The organism is Aeromicrobium sp. S22, from assembly GCF_009661045.1.
Classification (GTDB): domain Bacteria; phylum Actinomycetota; class Actinomycetes; order Propionibacteriales; family Nocardioidaceae; genus Aeromicrobium; species Aeromicrobium yanjiei.
Genome location: NZ_WJWV01000001.1, coordinates 1,486,406 through 1,507,251 on the forward strand (window position 1 = coordinate 1,486,406; position 20,846 = coordinate 1,507,251).

Below are 20,846 nucleotides of genomic sequence, written 5' to 3' on the forward strand. Positions count from 1 at the left end.
CCGCGGGGGTTTTTTGTCGTCCGGCGAGGGAGTGATCGGGTGGTTGCAGGCTGCACCCAAAATGGTGCGACACGATGTCTGGCGCCGCGCGAAGAGGTTCTGTCATGGTGCAGTCACCCTGTCCACTATGTGAAGAAGAGAACCCTGTGACCCATAGACGTCTCCTCCGCAGCTCGCTCGTGGTGCTGGCCACGACGACACTCAGTCTGGGCCTGCTCTCGCCGGCCATGGCCGATCCCGGCATCCCGGAGCCGACCGAGCTCTCCAAGCGTCTCGGGGAGGGCAGCAATGCCACCCGTGTGGCGCCCGAGGACGAGGCGCCGGGCAATCTCGCGCCGGGGACGAAGGTCCCGTACGTTCCGTTCGACGTGAACTACGAGCGGATCACCGAGGTGGACAAGGAGGAGTCGACCGCGAACCTGCAGAAGGTCGCCTCGCTCCCCGCCGCGAGCACCCCCGGCATGGCGACGCGCAGCAACCTCGCGTTCAAGGGTGACTACGTCTACCAGGGCAGCTACAACGGCCTGGCCGTGTACGACGTCAGCAACCCTGAGGAGCCCAAGGTCGTCCGTGAGGTCATCTGCCCGGGCTACCAGGGCGATCTCTCCATCGCCGGTGACCTGCTGTTCTTCTCCGTGGACCAGCCGCGCAACGGCAACGAGTGCGGGGCGCCGTCGGTGCCCGCCTCGAGCCCCGACGCGTGGGAGGGCATCCGGATCTACGACATCAGTGACCAGGAGAACCCGCAGTACGTCAACGCCGTCAAGACCCGTTGCGGATCGCACACCCACACGCTCGTCCCGAACAAGGACGACGCCAACAAGGTGTACCTCTACAACGGTTCCTACGACACCTCCACGAGCGCCGCGTACTGCAAGAACCCGCACGAGCAGATCGAGATCATCGAGGTCGAGCTCGACGACCCCAGCACCGCGGCCATCGCCAAGGAGGTCAAGCTCTGGGATGCGGAGAACCCGGCGCTGACTGCTGCCGATCGCCCGAACGGTGGCGCCAACACGTCGGTCACGACCGGCTGCCACGACCTGACGGCGTACCCCGAGAAGGGCCTGCTCGCAGCGGCCTGCATGGGTGACGGCCTGCTGCTGGACATCAGCGATCCGCTGAACCCGGCGGTCACCGAGCGCGTGCGCGACGAGAACTACGCCTTCTGGCACACCGCCCAGTTCAACAACGCGGCGACCTCGGTCATCTTCCAGGACGAGCTCGGCGGCGGCAGCTCGGCCACGTGCGTTCCCGGCACCCCGCAGTACCGCGGCGCCAACGCGATCTTCGATCTCGCCGGCGACGACCTGACGCTCAAGAGCTACTACAAGATCCCGCGGCGTCAGGCCACGACCGAGAACTGCGTCGGCCACGAGGGCAACATCGTGCAGGTCGACGGCAAGGACGTCCTCGTCCAGGCCTGGTACCAGGGCGGCGCCTCGCTGATCGACTTCAGCAACACGTCCAAGGCCAAAGAGATCGGCTACTTCGATCGCGGGCCGATCAGCACCACCTCGCTGGTCACCGGCGGCTACTGGGCGGTCTACTCGCACAACGGCTACCTCTACGGCAGCGAGATCGCTCGCGGCCTGGACGTCTTCAAGCTGGTGGGCGATGAGTTCGCCGACGCCAACCGTCACCGCCAGGACGTCCGCAACCCCGCGACCCAGCAGGTCATCAGCTGGCCGTGGAAGACCGCCCCGGAGGTGAGCGGCGAGCTCGAGACCCTCGAGGCGACGCCTGCCAGCACCACCGCCGGACAGGGCGCCGAGATCACGGTCACGGCCCCGGCCGGCACGTTCGGCAAGGGTGAGTACGTCGAGATCTGGTCGACCGGCGACGACGCCGAGGCGATCGTCAACGGTCAGGCCGCCGCGGACGGCAGCATCCAGCTGTCGTTCCAGCAGGCCGACGACGTCGCGCCCGGCACGGTCTCCTACGTGGTCCGTGGTGACACCAAGCTCGACGCGAAGCTGTACGGCTTCTCGGTCGAGGTCGAGGGAGTCGCCACCACGACGACGCTGAAGGCCAGCTCGACCAAGCAGACGTACGGCACGTCGTCCATCACGCTCACCGCGACCGTTGCGGCCGAGGGTGAGATCGACGGCACCGTGACGTTCAAGGACGGCTCGACGGTCATCGCCAAGGGCGTCCAGGTCCAGGACGGCACCGCGACGATCAAGCTGCCGGCCGACACTCGTGCCGGTACGCGCAGCCTGACGGCCGAGTTCGTCCCGAGCGGCACCCAGCTGCTCGGATCGTCGTCGGCAGCCACCAAGGTGACCGTTGCCAAGGTTGCGTCGAAGGTCAGCCGCAAGTTCACGAGCACGATCAAGACCTCGACGAAGCCGAAGGTCTCGGTCACGGTCACGGCCGGCAACGTCACGCCGACCGGCGACGTGACGGTCAGGATCGGGTCGAAGTCGCTGACCGGCTCGCTGGTCAAGGGCAAGGTCTCCGTGACCTTCCCGAAGCTCAAGAAGGGCAGCTACACGGTCCGGGTCTTCTACCCGGGCACGGGCAACATCGGGTCGAGCAAGAGCACGAACGCCACCCTCAAGGTGGTCAAGTGACATCTGTTCGTCCCCGGGTGCTGGGCGCGGTCATCGCTTCTGCGGTGATCGCGCTCGGCGCCTGCTCCAGCAGTGATGGCGAGGCGAAGGACTCGGGCGTCGCCGTCCGGGCCGGCGCACCGGGTGAGCCCAACCAGAAGATCGACAAGTCGGACGTCCCGTCCGGCGAGAAGAGCTTCAACGACGCCGACAAGGACTTCGTCGAGATGATGGTGCCTCACCACCACCAGGCGGTCGAGATGGCCGCCCTCGCCAAGAAGTACGCGAAGGATGAGCGGGTTGGCGAGTTCGCGGCGCGCATCGGCGACGCCCAGCGCGGTGAGATCGATGCCATGCAGGCGTGGCTCGAGGCCCGCAAGCTCCCGAAGGCTCCGCTGAAGGCCACCGGTCACCACGCGATGCACATGCAGGGCATGCTGACCGAGGCCGACTTCGCGAAGCTCGGGACGCTGCGCGGCAACGCCTTCGACACGTTCTACGTCAAGAAGATGATCGCGCACCACCAGGGTGCACTGGCCATGGCGGACGCCGCGTTGAACGAAGGCACCGACGCCGTGAACCGTACGTTCGCGGCGGACGTCGCCACGACGCAGACCGTCGAGATCAGCCGCCTGAAGGGCATCCTGAAGCGGCTGTGAGACCTGACAAGCCGCGTCCGTCCCACTGGGGCGGGCGCGGCTTTGTCAGTTTGCGGACACGACGCCGCGGCAGCTGCGGCTCGCTACGGCAGGACGGTGGGGCGCGCATGGTTGCAGGCCGTGCAGTGGACACGCCATGGCCCGCCCGCGTCCGGTGCCGGAGCCACCCGGGGTGGCACCGGGGGAGGGAGCTCGTCCTGCCACGGCTTGCCCGGCCGGAACTGAGGGATCGGCAGCCCCTCGAGGGTGCGAACCTCTGGCATCGGCACGGCGTGACTGCGTGGTGTGGGAGTGGACGTCCGCTGCGGGGGCGCGGCTCCGGCGTGACGGCCGGCTGCGCCTGAGCGGCGCCGGGTACGAACAGGACCGGCTGTGCGACGGCGGTGGGAACCAGCAGCACGAGCGCTGCTGCGCGAGCCTTGCGGGACGTGCTGATCACGACGATCGTGCCTCCTGCGACCGGGTGAGCCGAGTATCCGCCGCAGGCGCAGGTCGGTCAACCGTTCCCGCCGGGCTCTCACCAGTGGGCGGTCTTGTCACGGGACGGTGACCGTCACTTCTTCTCGCAGGCGATGCCGTCCTTGTCGCGGTCCGACTTCTTGTTCTTCTTGTAGATCTTCGCGCTCCGCTTGAAGTTCGTGACGGGGGTGCCGGACGTCTTGTCCTTCGCACCGGGCTTGCCCACGCCGTGCTTGTAGTCCTTGTTCAGGGCCTTGCAGTTCTTGTACGTCTTGTTGGCCGCCTCGGCAGGCGACGTCACCGCGACGACGCCGACGCCGGCGATCGCGACGGTGCAGACGGCGGTGGTGATCTGGCGAAGCATGGTGTCTCCCGATGGTTCGTGGCTGAGTTCTCCATACTCGCCCTGCCAGACCTCGATGTCCGGCAAACTCAGCATCCACGACGATGTATCGGGGGAGTGATGGCCGTAGCTGACCGACTCGTCGTGGCAGTCCTGCTGGCCGCCGGCGCGATGGTGCTGCTGTCCGGGTGCAGTCCCGCGCAGGTCGGGATCGTGGCGTTGTCGCAGCGCGACGGGCACCTGCTGGTGGCGGTGATGCGCTGCGACGACACCGCGCTCGAGCGCGTCGCCATCAGTCACGCGGGGCCCCTGCGGACCGACGGGCCGAGGGAGCGCGTCGACGACGCACGGTGGATCACGGACATCGACAATCAGGATGTCGTCGTCCTCGACACCGCTGATCCCGGTGGGGACTGGGAGGTCAAGGATGCCCTGGAGGACCTGGACCCGCGGGCGACGTACTCCGTGTCCGCGGGCGGGGACACCGACCACACCATGGGGTCGGTCGGGTTCACGACCGCTGAGCTCGACGCGCTCGACGACGGCCTGTGGCTCATCGGCGGTGACCGGGACAGCAGGGTCGAGACCGAACGTCCGACCACCACGGATCTCGATGCCTTGCGCTCGACGTTCTGCGATCAGTGATGCCGGTCCTGACGAGAGCGGTGAGCCTGCGGAGATCGGGTTTCCATCGGCGCGGTGTTTCTGCCACCGAATACGCCCGGCGCGGTGTTTCCGCCACCATACGGAGCCGAAGACGCGTCCAAACGGTGGCAGAAACACCGGGCCCCCGGGGGACGCGTCCAAACGGTGGCAGAAACACCGGGCCCCCGGGGGACGCGTCCGAACGGTGGCAGAAACACCGGGCCCCCGAGAACGCGTCCAAACGGTGGCAGAAACACCGCGCCCCCGGGGGACGCGTCCGCCGGACAGGGGAGGCCGAACCTCCACGTACGATTGAGCAGTCATGACGAAGACCTATGAAGTGCGCACCTACGGCTGCCAGATGAACGTCCACGACAGCGAGCGTCTGGGCGGCCTGCTCGAGACGGACGGCTACGTGCGCGCCGAGGAGGGTGCGACACCCGACCTCGTCGTGTTCAACACGTGCGCGGTGCGGGAGAACGCCGACAACAAGCTCTACGGCAACCTCGGCCACATCGCGTCGGTCAAGGAGAAGAACCCCGGGATGCAGATCGCCGTGGGTGGCTGCCTCGCCCAAAAGGATCGCGACACGATCACGAAGCGCGCGCCGTACGTCGACGTCGTCTTCGGCACCCACAACATCGGCTCGCTGCCGGTGCTGCTCGAGCGGGCCCGCATCGCCGAGGAGTCGCAGGTGGAGATCCTCGAGTCGCTCGAGGTCTTCCCGTCGACCCTGCCCACCAAGCGCGACTCGGTGTTCGCGGCGTGGGTCTCGATCAGCGTGGGCTGCAACAACACCTGCACGTTCTGCATCGTCCCGGCCCTGCGCGGCAAGGAGAAGGACCGCCGTCCCGGCGACATCCTCGCCGAGGTGCAGGCGCTCGTGGACGACGGCGTGGTCGAGGTGACGCTGCTGGGCCAGAACGTCAACGCGTACGGCGTCGAGTTCGGCGACCGGCAGGCGTTCGCCAAGCTGTTGCGCGCGTGCGGCGAGATCGAAGGGCTCGAGCGGGTGCGGTTCACCAGCCCGCACCCCAAGGACTTCACCGACGACGTCATCGCGGCGATGGCCGAGACGCCCAACGTCATGCCGCAGCTGCACATGCCGCTGCAGTCGGGCTCGGACCGCGTGCTCAAGGCCATGCGGCGCTCGTACCGCCAGGAGAAGTTCCTCGGCATCATCGACCGGGTACGGGCCGCGATGCCGGAGGCGGCGATCACGACCGACATCATCGTGGGCTTCCCGGGCGAGACCGAGGAGGACTTCGCCGAGACGATCGAGGTCGTGCGCAAGGCCCGGTTCACCAGTGCCTTCACGTTCCAGTACTCCCAGCGCCCCGGCACTCCCGCCGCCACCTTGCCCGACCAGCTGCCGAAGGCCGTCGTGCAGGAGCGGTACGAGCGACTGATCGAGGTCGTCAACCAGGTGGCGTGGGACGAGGCGAAGAAGCAGGAGGGCCGCATCGTCGAGCTGCTCGTGGCCGACCACGAGGGCAAGAAGGACGGCGCGACGCACCGGCTGACCGGACGCGCTCGCGACAACAGGCTCGTCCACTTCGTGCCGGGCGAGCACGACGTGCGCCCGGGCGACATGGTGCGGGTCCTCGTCACGTACGCCGCGCCGCACCACCTGGTCAGCGACGAGCCGCCGATCTCGTTCCGCCGCACCAAGGCCGGCGATGCGTGGGAGTCGCGGCAGGGTCGCACCGAGGTCCGCTCCGTGGGTCTCGGCATGCCGTCGCTCGGCGTCCCCGCGCCCTTGCCGCCGGCCCCCGCGTGCGCCGTCTGATCCCTGTCAGTCGCTGAGTGCCCGCCGCCCGATCAGCTCGAGGGTCGCCTCGGGCGGGAGCGGGTGGAACGGTCCGCCGCGGACGTCGCGGTACGCGCGCTCGAGCGGCGACGAGCGGAAGAAGGCTCCGCCTCCCGCCACCTCGAGGGCTGTGTCGGCGATCGTGCGTGCCTCCACGACCGCCTGACGCTTGGCGGTGAGGACGGTCTCCAGGGTGGCCTCGTCCATGGTCGGGTCGTCGCCCATCTCGTCGACCGCGCCGAGCAACGCCCACCGGGCGGTCCGCAGCCGCGCGGTCATGTCCCCGACCTGGCGGATCGCGGACGCCGTGGCTTCGCCGCGCGAGCGGGCGACACGTGTCGCCTCGTCGAGCGCCCCGTGCGCGACGCCGAGGTACGCCGCCCCGCCGAGGGGGCAGAAGTGGATGACCGCGACCAGCAGCGGACCGGACAGCGAGCCGTACGGACGCGTGCCGACGATCTTCTCGGCCGGCACGAACACCCGGTCGAAGACGATGTCGTGACTGGCCGTGCCGCGCATGCCGAGCGTGTCCCAGGTCTCGACGACGCTGATGCCGGGCGAGCTCATGGGCACGCCCATGTGCAGCACGGTCGCGTCCGGCCCCGGCTCCCCGAGCACCCCGCACGTGGACAGGACGTCGGCCGCAGGGGCCTGGCTGCAGAAGACCTTGCGGCCGGTCAGCTCGTACCCGCCGTCGACCTGCGTCGCGACGGTGCTGGGGGAGACCCAGTCGGAGCCGCCGCTGGTCGCCATCACCAGCCCGTCCCGGGCGACCTTGGTCAGGACGCCGGCGGCGTCGGGAGCGCCCTTGCGGTGGCGGAAGCGCTGCACGAACGTGAGGTAGAGGTGCATCGTGGAGGACAGGGCCGCGGCGCCCGACCAGCGGCCGAGCTCCTCCTGCGCCAGGACCATCTGGCGCATGCTGGCGCCGCGGCCGCCGAGCTCGACGGGGACCGGCAGGCCGAGGTAGCCCACGGACTTCATGAGGTCGTACGCCTCGCTGACGAAGGTGGCGTCGTGGTCGTGGACGGCCTCGTACGCGGCTGCCTCCCGGCCGACCTGGGTCGCGAGGGAGAGGACGTCGTCATCGGTGATGGTGGTCGTCTGCGCGACGACGGGATCTGTGAGTGTCATCCTCGCAGCGTCCTCCGGTCGCCGAGCGGTGACTAGTTCACAAACTGAACCCGGGAGGGCATCATCGAGAGATGTCCCGGTACGGGCAGTACTGTCCGATCACCCGGTCGCTGGAGATCCTCGGCGACCGGTGGACCCTGCTCGTGGTGCGCGATCTCGTGCTCGGCGCGGACCGCTTCAACGAGCTGGCTCGCGGTCTGCCGGGGATGTCCCGTGCCCTGCTGAGCAAACGGCTCGGCCAGCTCGAGCGCGCCGGCCTGCTCGTCCATGAGGACGATCGCTACCGTCCGACCCAGGCCTGCGACGAGCTGAGGCCGATCATCTTCGGTCTGGCGGAGTGGGGAGCCCGCTGGGCGTTCGGCGAGCCGCGCGAGGACGAGCTCGACCCCACGGTTCTCATGTGGTGGATCCGGGCGGGCATCGATCCCGACGTCTGGGGGCGGCGCAGGACGGTGCTCCACGTCGTCCTGTCGGAGGGGCGGCGCACCCGGTTCTGGTTCGTGGTGGATCGCGGAGACGTCTCGCTGTGCTTCACCGATCCGGGGTACGACGTCGACGTCCTCGTCGAGGCACCACTCGGCGTCCTGTACCAGGTGTGGGAGGGCCTGCTCGACCTGCGCACCGCGGCGCGGGACGGTCTCGTCCGCCTCTCGGGTCGCCGCGACGTCCTGCTGGTCCTGCCCGAGGCGCTGCTGTTCTCGCCGGTGGCGCCGTTGGTCCGCGGCGTGCAGGCCCAGGCGCTGGGCTGAGCGACATCGTGGACGCCTGCTAGACCACCAACGTGGGGTGCAGTCGGGCGATCGTCACCGTCTGCTTCCGCCGCGCCGCCACGACCGTGACCGACAGCGCCAGCACGGTGAACAGGCCCAGGACGACGACGTCTCGCACCACGCCGTCGGTGCCGCCCGCCAGCGCCGCACGCAGACCGTGCACCGCGTACGTCATCGGCAGCAGGTCGTGCAGCACGTTGAAGAACGGCGGCGACGTCTCGATCGGATAGGTGCCGCCGGCCGACGTCAGCTGCAGGCTGACGAACACCAGCGCGACGAAGCGTCCGGCCGCGCCGAAGAGGGCAATGAACATCTGGTTGATCGCCGTGAAGACCGCGCCTGTCGCGAGCGCGATGCCGACGAGGAGCCACTGGTTCGCCGGCCGGAGGTCGAGGAAGCCCTGCAGCACCGCGAGCAGCAGCCCGACCTGCACCACCGAGATCACGAGGCCCGGCACGTAGCCGGCGAGCGCCGTGCGGACGCTACCCGCGCTGGATGCGATTGCGCGAGCCGAGAGCGGCCGCAGCAGCAGGTAGATCGCCATCGCTCCGACCCAGAGGGCCAGTGAGATGAAGTACGGCGCGAGCGCCTCGCCGTAGTTCTTGACCCCGTTGACCCGCTCGGCAGCGTCCTGGATGGGGGTCGCGGCGGTCTTGGCCAAGGTCTCGCGCTCCGACTCGTCGTAGTCGGGCACCTGCTTGCTGCCGTCGCGGAGCCCGTTGGTCAGCTCGAGCGCGCCGGTGGCGAGATCGTCCGCTCCGCCGGAGAGCCGTCCCGCGCCCGCCGCCAGCTGGCCGGCGCCGGTGCCGAGCTCATCGGCTCCGTCGCTGAGCTGGCCGGTCGCGCTCGCCAGGCGGCCGGCGCCGTCGGACGCCTGGCCGATCGCCTCGACCAGCGGGGGGACGGCCCGGGCCAGCTCGGCGTTGCCGTCCGCGACCTGCTCCGAGCCCTGGGCGAGCTGCTTCGTGCCGGCGCTGAGCTCCTCGGCCTGCCCGCGGATCCCGCCGACGAGCTCCTTGAGCTCGCCCGAGCGGCCCGCCGCCTGGCGCAGCAGGCTGCAGTCGACCCCCACCGGCTGCGCGGCCTCGCACTGCTCGGCGATCGTTCCGAGGCTCTTGGCGAGCTCGTCGATGTCGGCGTTGGCGTCCTCGCTGGCACCGAGCAGGTCGCGGGTGACCTGCTGCACGGTGTCGTTGAGCTCGGCGTTGCCGTCGGCCACCTGACGGGCACCGTCGGCGAGCCGCCGGGTCTGCGCAGGCAGGGCGGACGTCCGGGAGTCGAGCTGGTCGAGGCCGTCGGCGAGCGTCGCCGCGCCGTCGTCCAGCTGTCCGGCTCCGTCGGCGAGCCGGCCGGCCCCGTCCGAGAGCTGGTCCGCACCGTCACCGAGCTCGGCCGTTCCGTCGCGCAGCTGCACGGCGCCGTCCGCCAGTCGGTCGGAGCCGTCGGCGGCGTCGTCGAGCGCCCCCTTGATGTCGGTGAAGCTGAGATAGACGTTGTCGAGGTACGTCTCGGTGACCTGCGCGTTCAGTGCGCCCTTGGCGGCACGCAGGATCGTCTGCGCGATCGTGCCGTTGATGTAGTTGACCGCGTCGTTGGTCTGCAGGTCGAGCCGGCCCTGGATCGCCTTCGCCGGGTCGCCACTCGTCGAGGTCGCCGCCTTCGACAGGTTGGCGGGGATCGTCAGGACCGCCTTGTAGGTGCCGTCCGCGAGCCCCTGCCGGGCGTCCTTGCCGTCGGTCAGCACCCAGTCGTAGTTGTCGTCGCCGTCGTCGCTGACCAGGTTGCCGGCCAGCTGGCGACCGATCGCGACGGGCTGCTTCTCGCCGTCGCGGCCGGTGATCTCGACGAGCTCGTCCTCGTTGACCACGGCGGCCTTGACCTGGTCGAGGTGCCCGGTGGGGTTGATGTTGGCCCAGACGTACATCGCGCCGTAGAACAGGGGCACGAGCATCACCGCGAGCACGGCGGCGCGCGTCAGCCGACTGCGGCGGAACCGGGCGAGCTCGAACCAGGGCAGCGGGGGAGAGGGAATCATCAGAGCATCAACTCGTGGGGGGTGCGGGAGGTGTCCAGCTCCAGATGGTGGAGCCGGTCGGAAGGAGGGGGCGCCGAGGACGCGGACTGGACGCTCGCGACGAGCGTGACGTCGCGGTCCTCCAGCAGCCACGCGAGCGCAGACCACAGCAGGTCGACGTGCTCGGCCGCGCGCACGTCGTCCGCGTCGTCGACCACCACGATGCGGGGGTCCTCGGTCAGGGCCAGCACGACGCCCAGCAGCTTGCGCTCGAGGCGCGACAACGACGAGACCAGGGCATTGCCCTCGACGGGCGTGCACGGCAGCCCGGCGTCCTCGTACGCGCGCTCGAGGGCGTGGCGGAGCTCGGCGCGCACCGGGGCCACCCGGCGACGGCTGACCCACAGCCCGAACGACCGGATCGAGAGCCGTTCGGCGATGTGCTGGTCGACCGTCAGGTTGTCGTCGAGGTCGTTGAAGCCGGCCAGCTCGGCGAGGGAGACGCTGCGGCGCACTGCGGCTGACTCCTGCGGCAGGAGATGACCGTCGACCCGCAGGCGACCGCTGTCGAAGGGCATGCGTCCGGCGAACGTCAGCAGCAGCGCCGTCTTGCCCGCACCGTCGCTGCCGTGCACGACGAGCCAGTCGCCGCGCTCGACCTCGACCGACACGTCGTTGAGGACCGGCCCCTCGGGCCCGGACGTCGTCAGCCCGGCCGCGGTGATCGCGGCCGTCGATCCGGGACGGGGCCACGCCTGCAGCTCGACCTGCCGGTGCAGCGCCTCACCTTCGACGTCGATGTGGGGCAGCCGTCGGTCGAGCCATCCGGGCAGCGTCCACGCCCGCCGACCGAACAGCTCGAGCACCGCGGGGGCGAAGAGCATGCGGATGAGGAAGGCGTCGACGAAGACCCCGATCGCGAGGGCGAAAGCGATCGGCTTGATGTTGGGATCGCCCTCGGGCACGAACGCTGCGAACACCGCCAGCATGATCACGGCCGCAGCCGTCACGACCCGGGAGCTGCCGACGAACCCGTCGGCGATCGCGCGGTGCGGGTCGCGGGAGCGGACGTACTCCTCCTTCATGCGGGCCATGAGGAAGACCTCGTAGTCCATCGACAGCCCGAACAGCACCGCCATGAGGATGATCGGCAGGAAGCTGATCAGCGGGCCGGTCTGGTCCAGGTGAACCAGCTGGCTCAGCCAGCCCCACTGGAAGACCGCGACCACCGCCCCGAACGAGGCGCCGGTGGACAACAAGAATCCCAGCGTCGCCTTGAGCGGGACCACGATCGAGCGGAACACGATCATGAGCAGCAGCACCGAGAGGCCCACCACCACGACGCCGAACGGCAGCAGCGCCTCCTGCAGGCGGTCCGAGACGTCGATGCCGCCCGCGGTCAGGCCGGTCACGGAGACCGGGACGCCGTATCGGTCCTGCCAGCCGGCCTCGCGCTCGCGGATCTCCCGGACCAGGTCGGTGGTGCGCTCGTCGGTCGCACCGGTCGAGGGGATCACCTGGACGATGCCCGTGTCGGCCGTACGGTTCGGGGTGGCCAGGCCGATGCCCTCGACGCCGTCCAGCCCGCGCAGGTCGTCCGCGATGGCCTCGACAACGCCCACGGGATCGGTCGTGGCGATGATGTCGATGCTGACCAGCAGCGGTCCGTTGTAGCCGGGGCCGAAGTGCTCGTCCACCAGGTCGTACGCGACGCGCTGGGTGCTGCCCGCCGGTGCCGTGCCGTTGTCGGGCAGGGCCAGCTTCAGGTCCTTGGACGGGATCGTGACGATCGCGAGCCCGACCACGACGAGGACGATCGCGATCAGTGGGAAGCGGGTCGTCACCTCGACCCACCGCCGGGAGAACCCTCCCGTCGGGTGCTCGGCGTCGGGCGTCAGGCGGTGCCCGGCCCGTCCGAGCAGGGCAGGCAGCACGGTCAGGGCGACGGCCACCGCGATGACGACCGAGAGCGCGGCGACGGCGCCCATGATCGTGAGGAACGGGATGCGGGCGATCGACAGGCCCAGCAGGGCGATGACGACCGTGACACCGGCGAAGACGACGGCCGAGCCCGCGGTCGCGACCGACCGGGCCGCTGCCTCCTCGGGCTCGAGCCCTTCCGCGAGCTGCTCGCGGTGCCGGGACACGATGAACAGCGCGTAGTCGATGCCCACCGCGAGGCCGATCATCAGCGCGAGCAGGGGAGCGGTGGACGAGATCGTGACGAAGCCGGTCGCGGCGATCGTGATCGCCATCGTCACGAGCACGCCGAGCAGCGCGGTCACGATTGGCATGACGGCAGCGCGCAGCGAGCGGAACATGACGTACAGGACGATGAACGCCACGACGACGCCGACGACCTCGATGATCGAGAGCTGGGGACCGGTGCTGGCGAAGACGTCGCCGCCGAACGCGGTCGTGTAGCCGGCCTTCTTCAGCGCGTCCCCGGTGTCCATGAGCTGCGCGCGGTCCGCGGACGTGACCTCGGTGAGGTCGCGGTCGAACTGCACCTGCACCTGGGCGGCGGCCCGGTCCTCGGAGACGCCGATCTTGTTCGTCCGGGCGTACGGGGAGACGACCTCGGACACGCCGGGGACCTTCGACATCCCGGCGATCGCGTCGTCGACGAGGCGACGGGTGCGTTGATCGTCCACGGTCCGGCCGTCGGGCGCGACGACGACCAGGTAGGCCGAGGCGCCGCTGAGCTCGGGGAACGTCCTGCCCAGCGCGTCGATCGCCTCCTGCGACTCGGTGCCGGGGATGTCGAACTGGTTCTTGGTGCCGCCGCCGAGGCCCAGCGCGGCCACGCCGGTCACGAGCAGGATCACCAGCCATGCGCCGAGCACGCGACGGGGGTGGCGAAAGGCCCAGCGGCCCAGGGCGTACAGGGAGGTGGACACGACTTGACGATACGTTTGTGTATCCAGTGCGTCAATGTATCGAGTAGACTTGTGCGTCACACAGGATGGTGGCGCGACACAGGAAGGTGCCATGGCGAAGACGGCGATCGATCGCCCGGTGCGTCGGCGGGCTGCGACGCGCGAGCGACTTCTCGACGCGGCCCGGACGGTGCTGGCCCGGGAGGGCATCCAGGGCGCCTCGGTCGAGCACATCTGCGACCAGGCCGGATTCACCCGCGGGGCGTTCTACTCCAACTTCTCCAGCAAGGACGAGCTGGTCCTGGCGCTGTTCGGTCGCGAGCGAGAGCTGATGCTCGCGGCGCTGCGCGAGGCCGCCGACCCCGCCTCGTTCGAGGGCCTCGACACGCTCGACGCCGTCGCGGTCATCATGGATCGCTTCCTGGTCGGCCAGCAGCACGACCGCGAGTGGTATCTCGTCCACGCCGAGTTCGAGCTGCGCGGCGTCCGCGACGACGCGGTGGGGCGCGAGTTCGTGGCGGCCTCGCGGCGGGTGCGGGCCGACTTCGAGAGCTTCATGGCGTCCGCGCTCGAGGCACTGGGGCTGCGGCTGACGGTCGACCTGTCACACGTCGCGTCGATCCTCATGGGCACCTATGACGCCGCGCTGCGCGAGTCGTTGCTCGAGGACCGTCCGATCGACCTCGAGCTCCTGAAGATCACGCTGCCCACGCTGCTGGTCGCGGTGACCGAGCCGACCTCCTAGGCTCAGACGTCTGCGGTCCGGCCGGCCGGATACGGGGAGAGCAGGGCCTTCGGCACCGCGCAGGTCCCGTCGTCGAGGAAGGCGTCGTTCATCCGCTCGGGGAGGGGATGGCCGTCGGGGTCCCGCGGCACCCGGAACCGGGCGGAGCCGTCCTCGAGCTCCGCGAGCACGTACCTGTTGCGGGCGTCGACGAGCGTGGTCCAGTCGTCGAGCCACATCCGGGCCGGACGGTCGGCGTCGATGCGGTCGCCGGCGCGACCCTCGATCGCGCTCAGCATGCGGCTGATCGCGAGGTTCTGGTCGATGATCGTCTGCCCCTGCTCGCGCGGGGTGCCAGTGACCGGCATCGAGGCCACCGTCGAGCTCATGAGCTCGCACTCGCGGTCGATGATGGACACGAGCTCCTCGTCCTCGATCAGGCCCGGGGCGTCGCGGCCCTCGAGCTCGACCACGGCGGTGATGAGGAAGACCGCGGCGGCGAGGGCGAGTGCGCCGGCCGAGATCGCGACCCACTTCCACCTGCGGTGGACGGGGGGCGGCGGGAACTGCCACGCATCGCGTGCCGGCGGGTACGGCGGCAGCTCCTCGGTGTCCGGCACCGGCTCATCGTGTCATGCCGGACGGACGACGGCCTGTCCGTGGTCGCGGGGCTCGCCGTGGTGCCCTGGTCTAGGCTCGCCAGGTGATCCTCGCCGCTGCCGTGTGCCCTCACCCGCCGGCGCTGGTCCCCGAGGTCAGCCCCGGCACGGACGCCGAGCTGGGCCCCGTCCGCCGGGCCGCCGACGAGGCCGTGCGTGCCCTGCTGGACGTGGCGCCCGAGCGCGTCGTCGTCCTCGGCCCTGGCCCCTCCGCCGATGAACTCGACGAGGACGCCGGAGGCTCCCTCGCGGCGTACGGTGCCGCCGTCCACGCCGGCGGTCCCACCACGGTGCTGCCGCTCAGCTTGACGATCGGTGCCTGGCTGCTGGACCGCGCGGGCTGGGCCGGCCCGCGGACGTACTCGACGGGCCGGCCCGACGTCGACGGGCGCGTCGCACTGCTCGTGATGGCCGACGGCAGCGCGAAGCGGAGCCTGCAGGCCCCCGGCTTCCTGGACGAGCGCGCCGAGGGCTTCGACGCCTCGATCGCGGCGGCGCTCGCGGCGGGCGACCCCGAGGCGCTCACGGCGCTCGATCTCGGCCTCGCCGAGGAACTCGCCGCCGGCGGGGTGCCGGCCCTGCGGACGCTGGGGGAGCTCACGAAGGGCGCCGACGTCACCGCCCGCCTGCGCTTCGACGCCGCACCGCTCGGAGTCGGCTACCTCGTGGCCGACTGGGTGCTGTAGCTACTGCTGGCGGCCCTCGCCGAGCTTGTCGGCGGCTTCCTTGGCCTTCGCCGCGGCGCCGTCGACCTTGCTCGTGTGCTTGCCCTTGGTCGCGCGGTCCGCGAGGTCCGCGGCCTTGTCGATGCCCTGCTCGATCTTGTCGTGATGCGTCGCGGCGAGGTCGGCCGCCTTCTCCCTGAGCTCGGGCGCTCGCTTGGTCAGCTTGTCGAGAAATCCCATGGGTGCGCTCCTGGTGTCCGAGAGAGAAGGGACGGGTGCGACCGCCCCTCGTTGACCGTCAGCCTACTGCGAGAATTCCGGTATGCCCGTGCCTCACCGCGTCGTCGCCGTCGTCGGCCCGACGGCGTCCGGCAAGTCGTCGCTCGCGGTCGAGATCGCCCGGCGGCTCGGCCACGCCGAGGTCGTCAACGTCGACTCGATGCAGCTCTACCGCGGCATGGACATCGGCTCGGCCAAGCCGACCGAGGCCGAGCGCGGGGGCGTCGTGCACCATCTGTTCGACGTCCTGGACGTCGCGGAGGCCGCCAGCGTCGCGGAGTTCCAGTCGTGGGCGCGGGCCGTCATCGACGACTGCCACGCACGTGGCGTCACGCCGGTGCTCGTCGGGGGCTCGGCGTTGTACGTCCGCGCGGTGCTCGACCGGCTCGAGTTCCCCGGGACGGACCCCGCGGTGCGCGAGCGCTGGGCCGCCGAGCTCCGGTCCCGTGGAGCCGACGCCCTGCACGCCGAGCTCACCCGGCGGGACCCGGCGGCCGCGGCGCAGATCCAGCCGTCCAACGACCGCCGCCTCGTGCGGGCGCTCGAGGTCATCGAGCTGACCGGCGAGCCGTTCCGCGCCACGATGCCCGGGCACGACTCGATCTATGCGGGGCTCGTGATGCTCGGCCTCGACGTGCCGCGCGAGGTCCTGGACGTACGCCTCGCGCAGCGGGTCGACCAGATGTGGGCCGACGGCTTCGTCGAGGAGGTGCGCCGACTGCTGCCGCTCGGCCTGGAGGAGAGCCGGACCGCGTCCCGTGCCCTCGGCTACCAGCAGATCCTGGCCTTCCTGCGTGGGGAGATGACAGAGGAGGAGGCCCGCGAGGCCACCGTGACCGGCACCCGCAAGTTCGCCCGCCGCCAGGACCGGCTCTTCCGCAAGGACCCGCGCATCCACTGGCTGCCGTACGACGCCGAGGACCTGGTGGATCGTGCGCTGCATCACGTGGGCGTCCCCGCGGACGAGTAGACTCAAGGCCATGTCTTTTCCATGGCTCAAGGGGCACGGCACCGAGAACGACTTCGTGCTGCTCCCGGACCATGACGGCACGCTCCACGGCGACCTCGACGCGTCCTTCGTGGCCGCTCTGTGCCACCGCCGCCGCGGCATCGGCGCCGACGGTGTGCTGCGCGTGATCCGCTCCGCGGCGCTGCCGGACGTCGAGTCGGCCGGTGAGTGGTTCATGGACTACCGCAACGCCGACGGGTCGATCAGCGAGATGTGCGGCAACGGCGTGCGGGTCTTCGCGCTCCACCTCGTGCAGGAGGGGCTCGCCGATCCGTCCGCTCCGTTCGTGGTGGGCACGCGCGACGGCGACAAGATCGTCACGTTCGACACCTCCTCGCCCGGCGGACCGCTCATCTCGGTCGACATGGGCGTCCCCCATGTGCAGGGGGTCTCCAAGGTGAGCGCCCACGGGAACACGTGGGAGGCGCAGGATGTTAGGACAGGTAACCCCCATGCTGTCGCCTTCGTCGATCGGCTGGGCGACGCCGGCGCCCTGCTGACCGAGCCCGACTACGACACGTCGATCTATCCCGAAGGCGTCAACATCGAGTTCGTCGTCCGTGAGGGCGAGCGCCACGTGGCGATGCGTGTGCACGAACGAGGCTCGGGGGAGACGCGTTCTTGCGGCACCGGCGCCTGCGCCGTGGCCGTGGCCACCGCGGTGGCCGACGGAGCCGAGCGACCCAGCACCTACCGGGTCGACGTCCCCGGCGGCACCGTGCACGTCGCGTGGGGCGCAGATGACCACATCGTTCTCACCGGTCCCGCCGAGATCGTCGCGCGGGGCACCATGGATTGGACTGCATGACAGACACGTCAACTGACTCAGTGAACGGGCCGGCCCAGGCGCAAGGCGTCGACGGGCTCGACCTCGAGGAGCGCAACTCGCTGCGGCGGGTGGCCAACCTGCGCACCGAGCTCGAGGACATCACCGAGGTCGAGTACCGCCAGCTGCGCCTCGAGCGCGTGGTCCTGGTCGGTGTGTGGACCGAGGGGACGGCCGAGGACGCCGAGAACTCGATGGCCGAGCTCAAGCTGCTCGCCGAGACGGCCGGCTCCGAGGTGCTCGACGCCCTCATCCAGCGCCGGCAGAAGCCCGACCCCGCGACGTACATCGGCTCGGGCAAGGTCGAGGACCTCCGCGCGGCCGTCGAGGCGACCGGCGCCGACACGATCATCTGTGACGGTGCGCTGGCGCCCAGCCAGCTGCGCAACCTCGAGGACCGCTGCAAGGTCAAGGTCGTCGACCGGACCGCGCTGATCCTCGACATCTTCGCCCAGCACGCCAAGAGCAAGGAGGGCAAGGCGCAGGTCGAGCTCGCCCAGCTGCAGTACCAGACGCAGCGTCTGCGCGGCTGGGGCGGCAACCTCTCGCGCCAGGCGGGCGGACAGGCCGCAGGTGGCGAGGGCATCGGCGGTCGTGGTCCCGGTGAGACGAAGCTCGAGACCGATCGTCGTCGCATCCAGATGAAGATGACCAAGCTGCGCCGCGAGCTCAAGGAGCTCGGCAAGGCCCGCGAGACCAAGAAGGGCAACCGCCAGCGGCACGAGATCCCGTCGGTGGCGATCGCGGGCTACACCAACGCCGGCAAGTCCAGCCTGCTCAACCGGCTGACCGACGCGGGGGTGCTGGTCGAGAACGCCCTGTTCGCAACCCTCGACCCGACCACGCGGCGTACGCAGACCTCCGACGGGCGCGTCTACACGCTCTCGGACACGGTCGGTCTGGTCCGCAACCTGCCCCACCAGCTCGTCGAGGCCTTCCGCTCGACGCTCGAGGAGGTGGCCGAGTCCGATCTCATCCTGCACGTCGTGGACGGCTCGGACCCCGACCCCGAGGGACAGATCGCGGCCGTGCGCCAGGTGATCATGGAGGCCGGGGCGGGCGAGCTGCCCGAGATCCTCGTGATCAACAAGGCCGATGCCGCCGATCCGCTGGTCGTCAAGCAGCTGCTCGCACGTGAGCCGCACGCCGTCGTGGTCAGCGCCCGTACGGGGGAGGGGATCGACGAGCTGCTCAGCGCGATCGAGGCCGATCTCCCGCAGCCCGCGGTCCAGGTCGACGTGCTGCTGCCCTACTCGCGGGGCGATCTGCTCAACCAGATCCACACCGGTGGTGAGATCGACACGCTCGACCACGAGGCCGAGGGCACCCACGTCGTCGGTCGGGTCAACGGGAGCCTGGCCGCCGAGCTCGAGCCGTACGCCCGCTGACCGAGGGCTGTGGACGCAGATTGTCTGATCTGCGGGTCACGCAGATAACCTCAAGGCATGCCCTCCGCCGACATCCGTGACGTCCTCCACGCCGCGGTCGAGGCGGTCGGAGGCGCCGACCGCCCCGGCCAGATCGAGATGGCCGAGGCGGTCAAGAAGGCGCTCGACAGTCGCGAGCACCTGCTGGTCCAGGCCGGCACGGGCACCGGCAAGTCGCTGGGCTATCTCGTGCCGAGCCTCCTGCACGGCAAGCGGGTCGTCGTCGCCACCGCGACGCTCAACCTGCAGCACCAGCTGGTCGAGCGCGACATCCCCGCGCTCAAGGAGGCGGCCCGGGCAACCCTCGACAAGGTGCCGCACCACGCGGTGGTCAAGGGCCGCAGCAACTACGCGTGCCTGCACCGCGTGCGCGAGGGAGCCCCTGACGACCAGGGCACGCTGATCGACGTCCCCGACGGATCGCTCGGTGCCGAGGTCCTCGAGCTGCGCGAGTGGGCCGAGGAGCAGGCAACGGGCAGCCACGTCGGCGATCGCGACTCCGCCCCCTCCCACACCGAGCGCGCGTGGCGCCAGGTCAGCGTCAACCACCGCGAGTGCCTCGGCGCCTCTCGGTGTGCCCATGCGCTCCAGTGCTTCGCGGAGCTGGCGCGCGAGGACGCGCAGACCGCCCAGGTCGTCGTCACCAACCACGCCCTGCTGGCGATCGACGCGATCGAGGGAGTGCCGATGCTGCCCGAGTACGACGCCGTGGTCGTCGACGAGGCCCACGAGCTCGCCGCCCGGGTGACCCAGGCCTCGACCGACGAGCTCGACCCGTCGATCGTCGAGCGCGCCGCCCGGCGGGCCCGCGCGCAGGTGGACGGCCCCGAGGCCGATGACCTGTCCGATGCCGCCGACGCCCTCGCCGACGTCCTCGCGCGGACCGAGGAGGGCCGTGTCGACGTGCCGCCCCAGCCGCTGCAGGAGGTGCTGGCGTTCGTGCGCGACAACGCGCGTGCGTGCCTGTCCGCGTTCCCCAAGGAGAAGGACAAGGGGGAGCCCGACGCCGCCAAGCTGCAGGCCCGCGGCATGGTCGACGACGTCCGCAAGATCGCCGAGCGCATGGCCGCCAAGGGCGAGACCGAGGTGCTCTGGGTCACCGACAACCGTCGCGGCGAGAAGCAGCTCCACATCGCCCCGATCGATGTCTCGGGGGCCCTGCGCGACAAGCTCTTCGGCGACAAGACCGTGATCCTCACCAGCGCGACGCTCAAGCTCGGCGGCGGCTTCGAGCCCGTCGCCCGCTCGCTCGGCCTGTGGGGAGACGATCCGCCGTGGTCGGCGCTCGACGTCGGCTCGCCGTTCGACTATCGCAAGCAGGGCGTCCTCTACGTCGCCCGCGACCTGCCGGCACCCGGCCGCGACGGTCTCGAAGAGGCCCAGCTGGCCGAGATCACCGCGCTGATCGAGGCCGCGGGCGGACGTACGCTCGGCCTGTTCTCGTCGCGTCGCGGTGCCGAGAAGGCCGCCGAGGAGGTCCGCGAGCGGCTGCCCGACATCGACATCTGGTGCCAGGGCGACGCCCAGCTGCCCGAGCTCGCGCGCCGGTTCGCCGAGACGCCCAGCACCTGCCTGTTCGGCACGCTGAGCCTGTGGCAGGGCGTCGACCTGCCGGGCGACACCTGTCAGCTCGTGATCATCGACCGCATCCCGTTCCCGCGCCCGGACGATCCGTTGATGAGCGCGCGGCAGCGCCTCGTGGAGAAGCGCGGCGGCAACGGCTTCATGACCGTCGCGGCCAATCACGCGGCACTCCTGCTCGCGCAGGGCACCGGGCGCCTGATCCGGCGCTCGACCGACAAGGGGGTCGTCGCGATCCTCGATCCCCGGATCGTCACGGCGCGCTACGGCGCGTTCCTGGCCGCGTCACTGCCCGACATGTGGCGCACGACCGACCGCGAGGTCGCCCTCGGGGCACTGCGACGTCTCGATGATGCCGCAAATGCCTCGGTGACAGGCGTGCACTGATACCGTGCTCAGGCTGCCCAC

17 protein-coding genes are annotated in these 20,846 nt (G+C 70.3%); 11 read left to right on the top strand and 6 right to left on the bottom strand.

Going from position 1 to position 20,846, the window contains the following annotated elements:
* Window positions 1-146: 146 nt before the first annotated feature.
* Together GEV27_RS07360 and GEV27_RS18045 are read left to right on the top strand one after the other, a co-directional pair.
* Window positions 147-2,576 (top strand): Ig-like domain repeat protein, encoded by a 2,430-nt coding sequence (locus GEV27_RS07360; RefSeq protein ID WP_194944147.1) that lies wholly within the window; start codon window positions 147-149, stop codon window positions 2,574-2,576.
* Window positions 2,573-3,214 (top strand): DUF305 domain-containing protein, encoded by a 642-nt coding sequence (locus tag GEV27_RS18045; protein WP_153653152.1) that lies wholly within the window; start codon window positions 2,573-2,575, stop codon window positions 3,212-3,214. The genes GEV27_RS07360 and GEV27_RS18045 overlap by 4 nt, the downstream gene beginning before the upstream one ends.
* A 553-nt stretch (window positions 3,215-3,767) precedes the next feature.
* Here the strand turns inward: GEV27_RS18045 and GEV27_RS07370 are convergent.
* Window positions 3,768-4,037 (bottom strand): excalibur calcium-binding domain-containing protein, encoded by a 270-nt coding sequence (locus GEV27_RS07370; protein WP_153933782.1) that lies wholly within the window; start codon window positions 4,035-4,037, stop codon window positions 3,768-3,770.
* Between the two features lie 99 nt (window positions 4,038-4,136).
* On the opposite strand from GEV27_RS07370, the gene GEV27_RS07375 reads away from it, so the two are divergent.
* Together GEV27_RS07375 and miaB are read left to right on the top strand one after the other, a co-directional pair.
* On the top strand, window positions 4,137-4,661 hold the full coding sequence (locus tag GEV27_RS07375; protein WP_153933783.1) for a hypothetical protein: 525 nt from the start codon (window positions 4,137-4,139) through the stop codon (window positions 4,659-4,661).
* Window positions 4,662-4,983: 322 nt separating this feature from the next.
* Complete coding sequence (gene miaB, locus GEV27_RS07380) at window positions 4,984-6,450, top strand: tRNA (N6-isopentenyl adenosine(37)-C2)-methylthiotransferase MiaB (RefSeq protein ID WP_153653147.1); 1,467 nt, start codon at window positions 4,984-4,986, stop codon at window positions 6,448-6,450.
* A 6-nt stretch (window positions 6,451-6,456) separates the two neighbouring features.
* Here miaB and GEV27_RS07385 read toward each other — a convergent pair whose 3' ends face one another.
* Window positions 6,457-7,605 (bottom strand): acyl-CoA dehydrogenase family protein, encoded by a 1,149-nt coding sequence (locus GEV27_RS07385; RefSeq protein WP_153910626.1) that lies wholly within the window; start codon window positions 7,603-7,605, stop codon window positions 6,457-6,459.
* Between the two features lie 71 nt (window positions 7,606-7,676).
* On the opposite strand from GEV27_RS07385, the gene GEV27_RS07390 reads away from it, so the two are divergent.
* A complete protein-coding gene (locus GEV27_RS07390; protein WP_153910629.1) occupies window positions 7,677-8,354 on the top strand; it encodes a helix-turn-helix domain-containing protein in 678 nt (225 codons plus the stop codon).
* Between the two features lie 19 nt (window positions 8,355-8,373).
* Here GEV27_RS07390 and GEV27_RS07395 read toward each other — a convergent pair whose 3' ends face one another.
* Together GEV27_RS07395 and GEV27_RS07400 are read right to left on the bottom strand one after the other, a co-directional pair.
* Window positions 8,374-10,410, bottom strand: coding sequence for a YhgE/Pip domain-containing protein (locus tag GEV27_RS07395; RefSeq protein ID WP_153933784.1), 2,037 nt, complete (start codon window positions 10,408-10,410; stop codon window positions 8,374-8,376).
* Window positions 10,410-13,289 carry an MMPL family transporter gene (locus GEV27_RS07400; RefSeq protein ID WP_309222090.1) on the bottom strand — a complete coding sequence of 960 codons (2,880 nt, stop codon included), beginning with the start codon at window positions 13,287-13,289 and terminating at the stop codon, window positions 10,410-10,412. Before GEV27_RS07400 ends, GEV27_RS07395 begins: the two co-directional genes overlap by 1 nt.
* 91 nt (window positions 13,290-13,380) lie before the next feature.
* Here GEV27_RS07400 and GEV27_RS07405 point away from each other — a divergent pair, with 91 nt between their 5' ends.
* Window positions 13,381-14,013, top strand: coding sequence for a TetR/AcrR family transcriptional regulator (locus GEV27_RS07405; protein ID WP_153653142.1), 633 nt, complete (start codon window positions 13,381-13,383; stop codon window positions 14,011-14,013).
* Between the two features lie 2 nt (window positions 14,014-14,015).
* On the opposite strand, the gene GEV27_RS07410 is transcribed toward GEV27_RS07405, so the two are convergent.
* On the bottom strand, window positions 14,016-14,612 hold the full coding sequence (locus GEV27_RS07410) for a hypothetical protein (protein ID WP_153653141.1): 597 nt from the start codon (window positions 14,610-14,612) through the stop codon (window positions 14,016-14,018).
* Between the two features lie 83 nt (window positions 14,613-14,695).
* Here GEV27_RS07410 and GEV27_RS07415 point away from each other — a divergent pair, with 83 nt between their 5' ends.
* Window positions 14,696-15,337: a hypothetical protein gene (locus tag GEV27_RS07415; protein ID WP_309222091.1), complete on the top strand. Its 642-nt coding sequence runs from the start codon at window positions 14,696-14,698 to the stop codon at window positions 15,335-15,337.
* Here GEV27_RS07415 and GEV27_RS07420 read toward each other — a convergent pair whose 3' ends face one another.
* On the bottom strand, window positions 15,338-15,556 hold the full coding sequence (locus GEV27_RS07420) for an antitoxin (protein ID WP_153653139.1): 219 nt from the start codon (window positions 15,554-15,556) through the stop codon (window positions 15,338-15,340).
* Between the two features lie 82 nt (window positions 15,557-15,638).
* Here GEV27_RS07420 and miaA point away from each other — a divergent pair, with 82 nt between their 5' ends.
* The 4 genes from miaA to GEV27_RS07440 are packed head-to-tail and all read left to right on the top strand — an operon-like array spanning window position 15,639 to window position 20,825.
* Window positions 15,639-16,565 carry a tRNA (adenosine(37)-N6)-dimethylallyltransferase MiaA gene (gene miaA, locus GEV27_RS07425; RefSeq protein WP_153933787.1) on the top strand — a complete coding sequence of 309 codons (927 nt, stop codon included), beginning with the start codon at window positions 15,639-15,641 and terminating at the stop codon, window positions 16,563-16,565.
* A 10-nt stretch (window positions 16,566-16,575) separates the two neighbouring features.
* Window positions 16,576-17,412: a diaminopimelate epimerase gene (dapF, locus tag GEV27_RS07430; RefSeq protein ID WP_153933788.1), complete on the top strand. Its 837-nt coding sequence runs from the start codon at window positions 16,576-16,578 to the stop codon at window positions 17,410-17,412.
* Complete coding sequence (hflX, locus tag GEV27_RS07435) at window positions 17,409-18,818, top strand: GTPase HflX (protein ID WP_153653136.1); 1,410 nt, start codon at window positions 17,409-17,411, stop codon at window positions 18,816-18,818. Before dapF ends, hflX begins: the two co-directional genes overlap by 4 nt.
* Window positions 18,819-18,875: 57 nt before the next feature.
* Window positions 18,876-20,825 (top strand): ATP-dependent DNA helicase, encoded by a 1,950-nt coding sequence (locus GEV27_RS07440; protein WP_153933789.1) that lies wholly within the window; start codon window positions 18,876-18,878, stop codon window positions 20,823-20,825.
* Window positions 20,826-20,846: the final 21 nt, after the last annotated feature.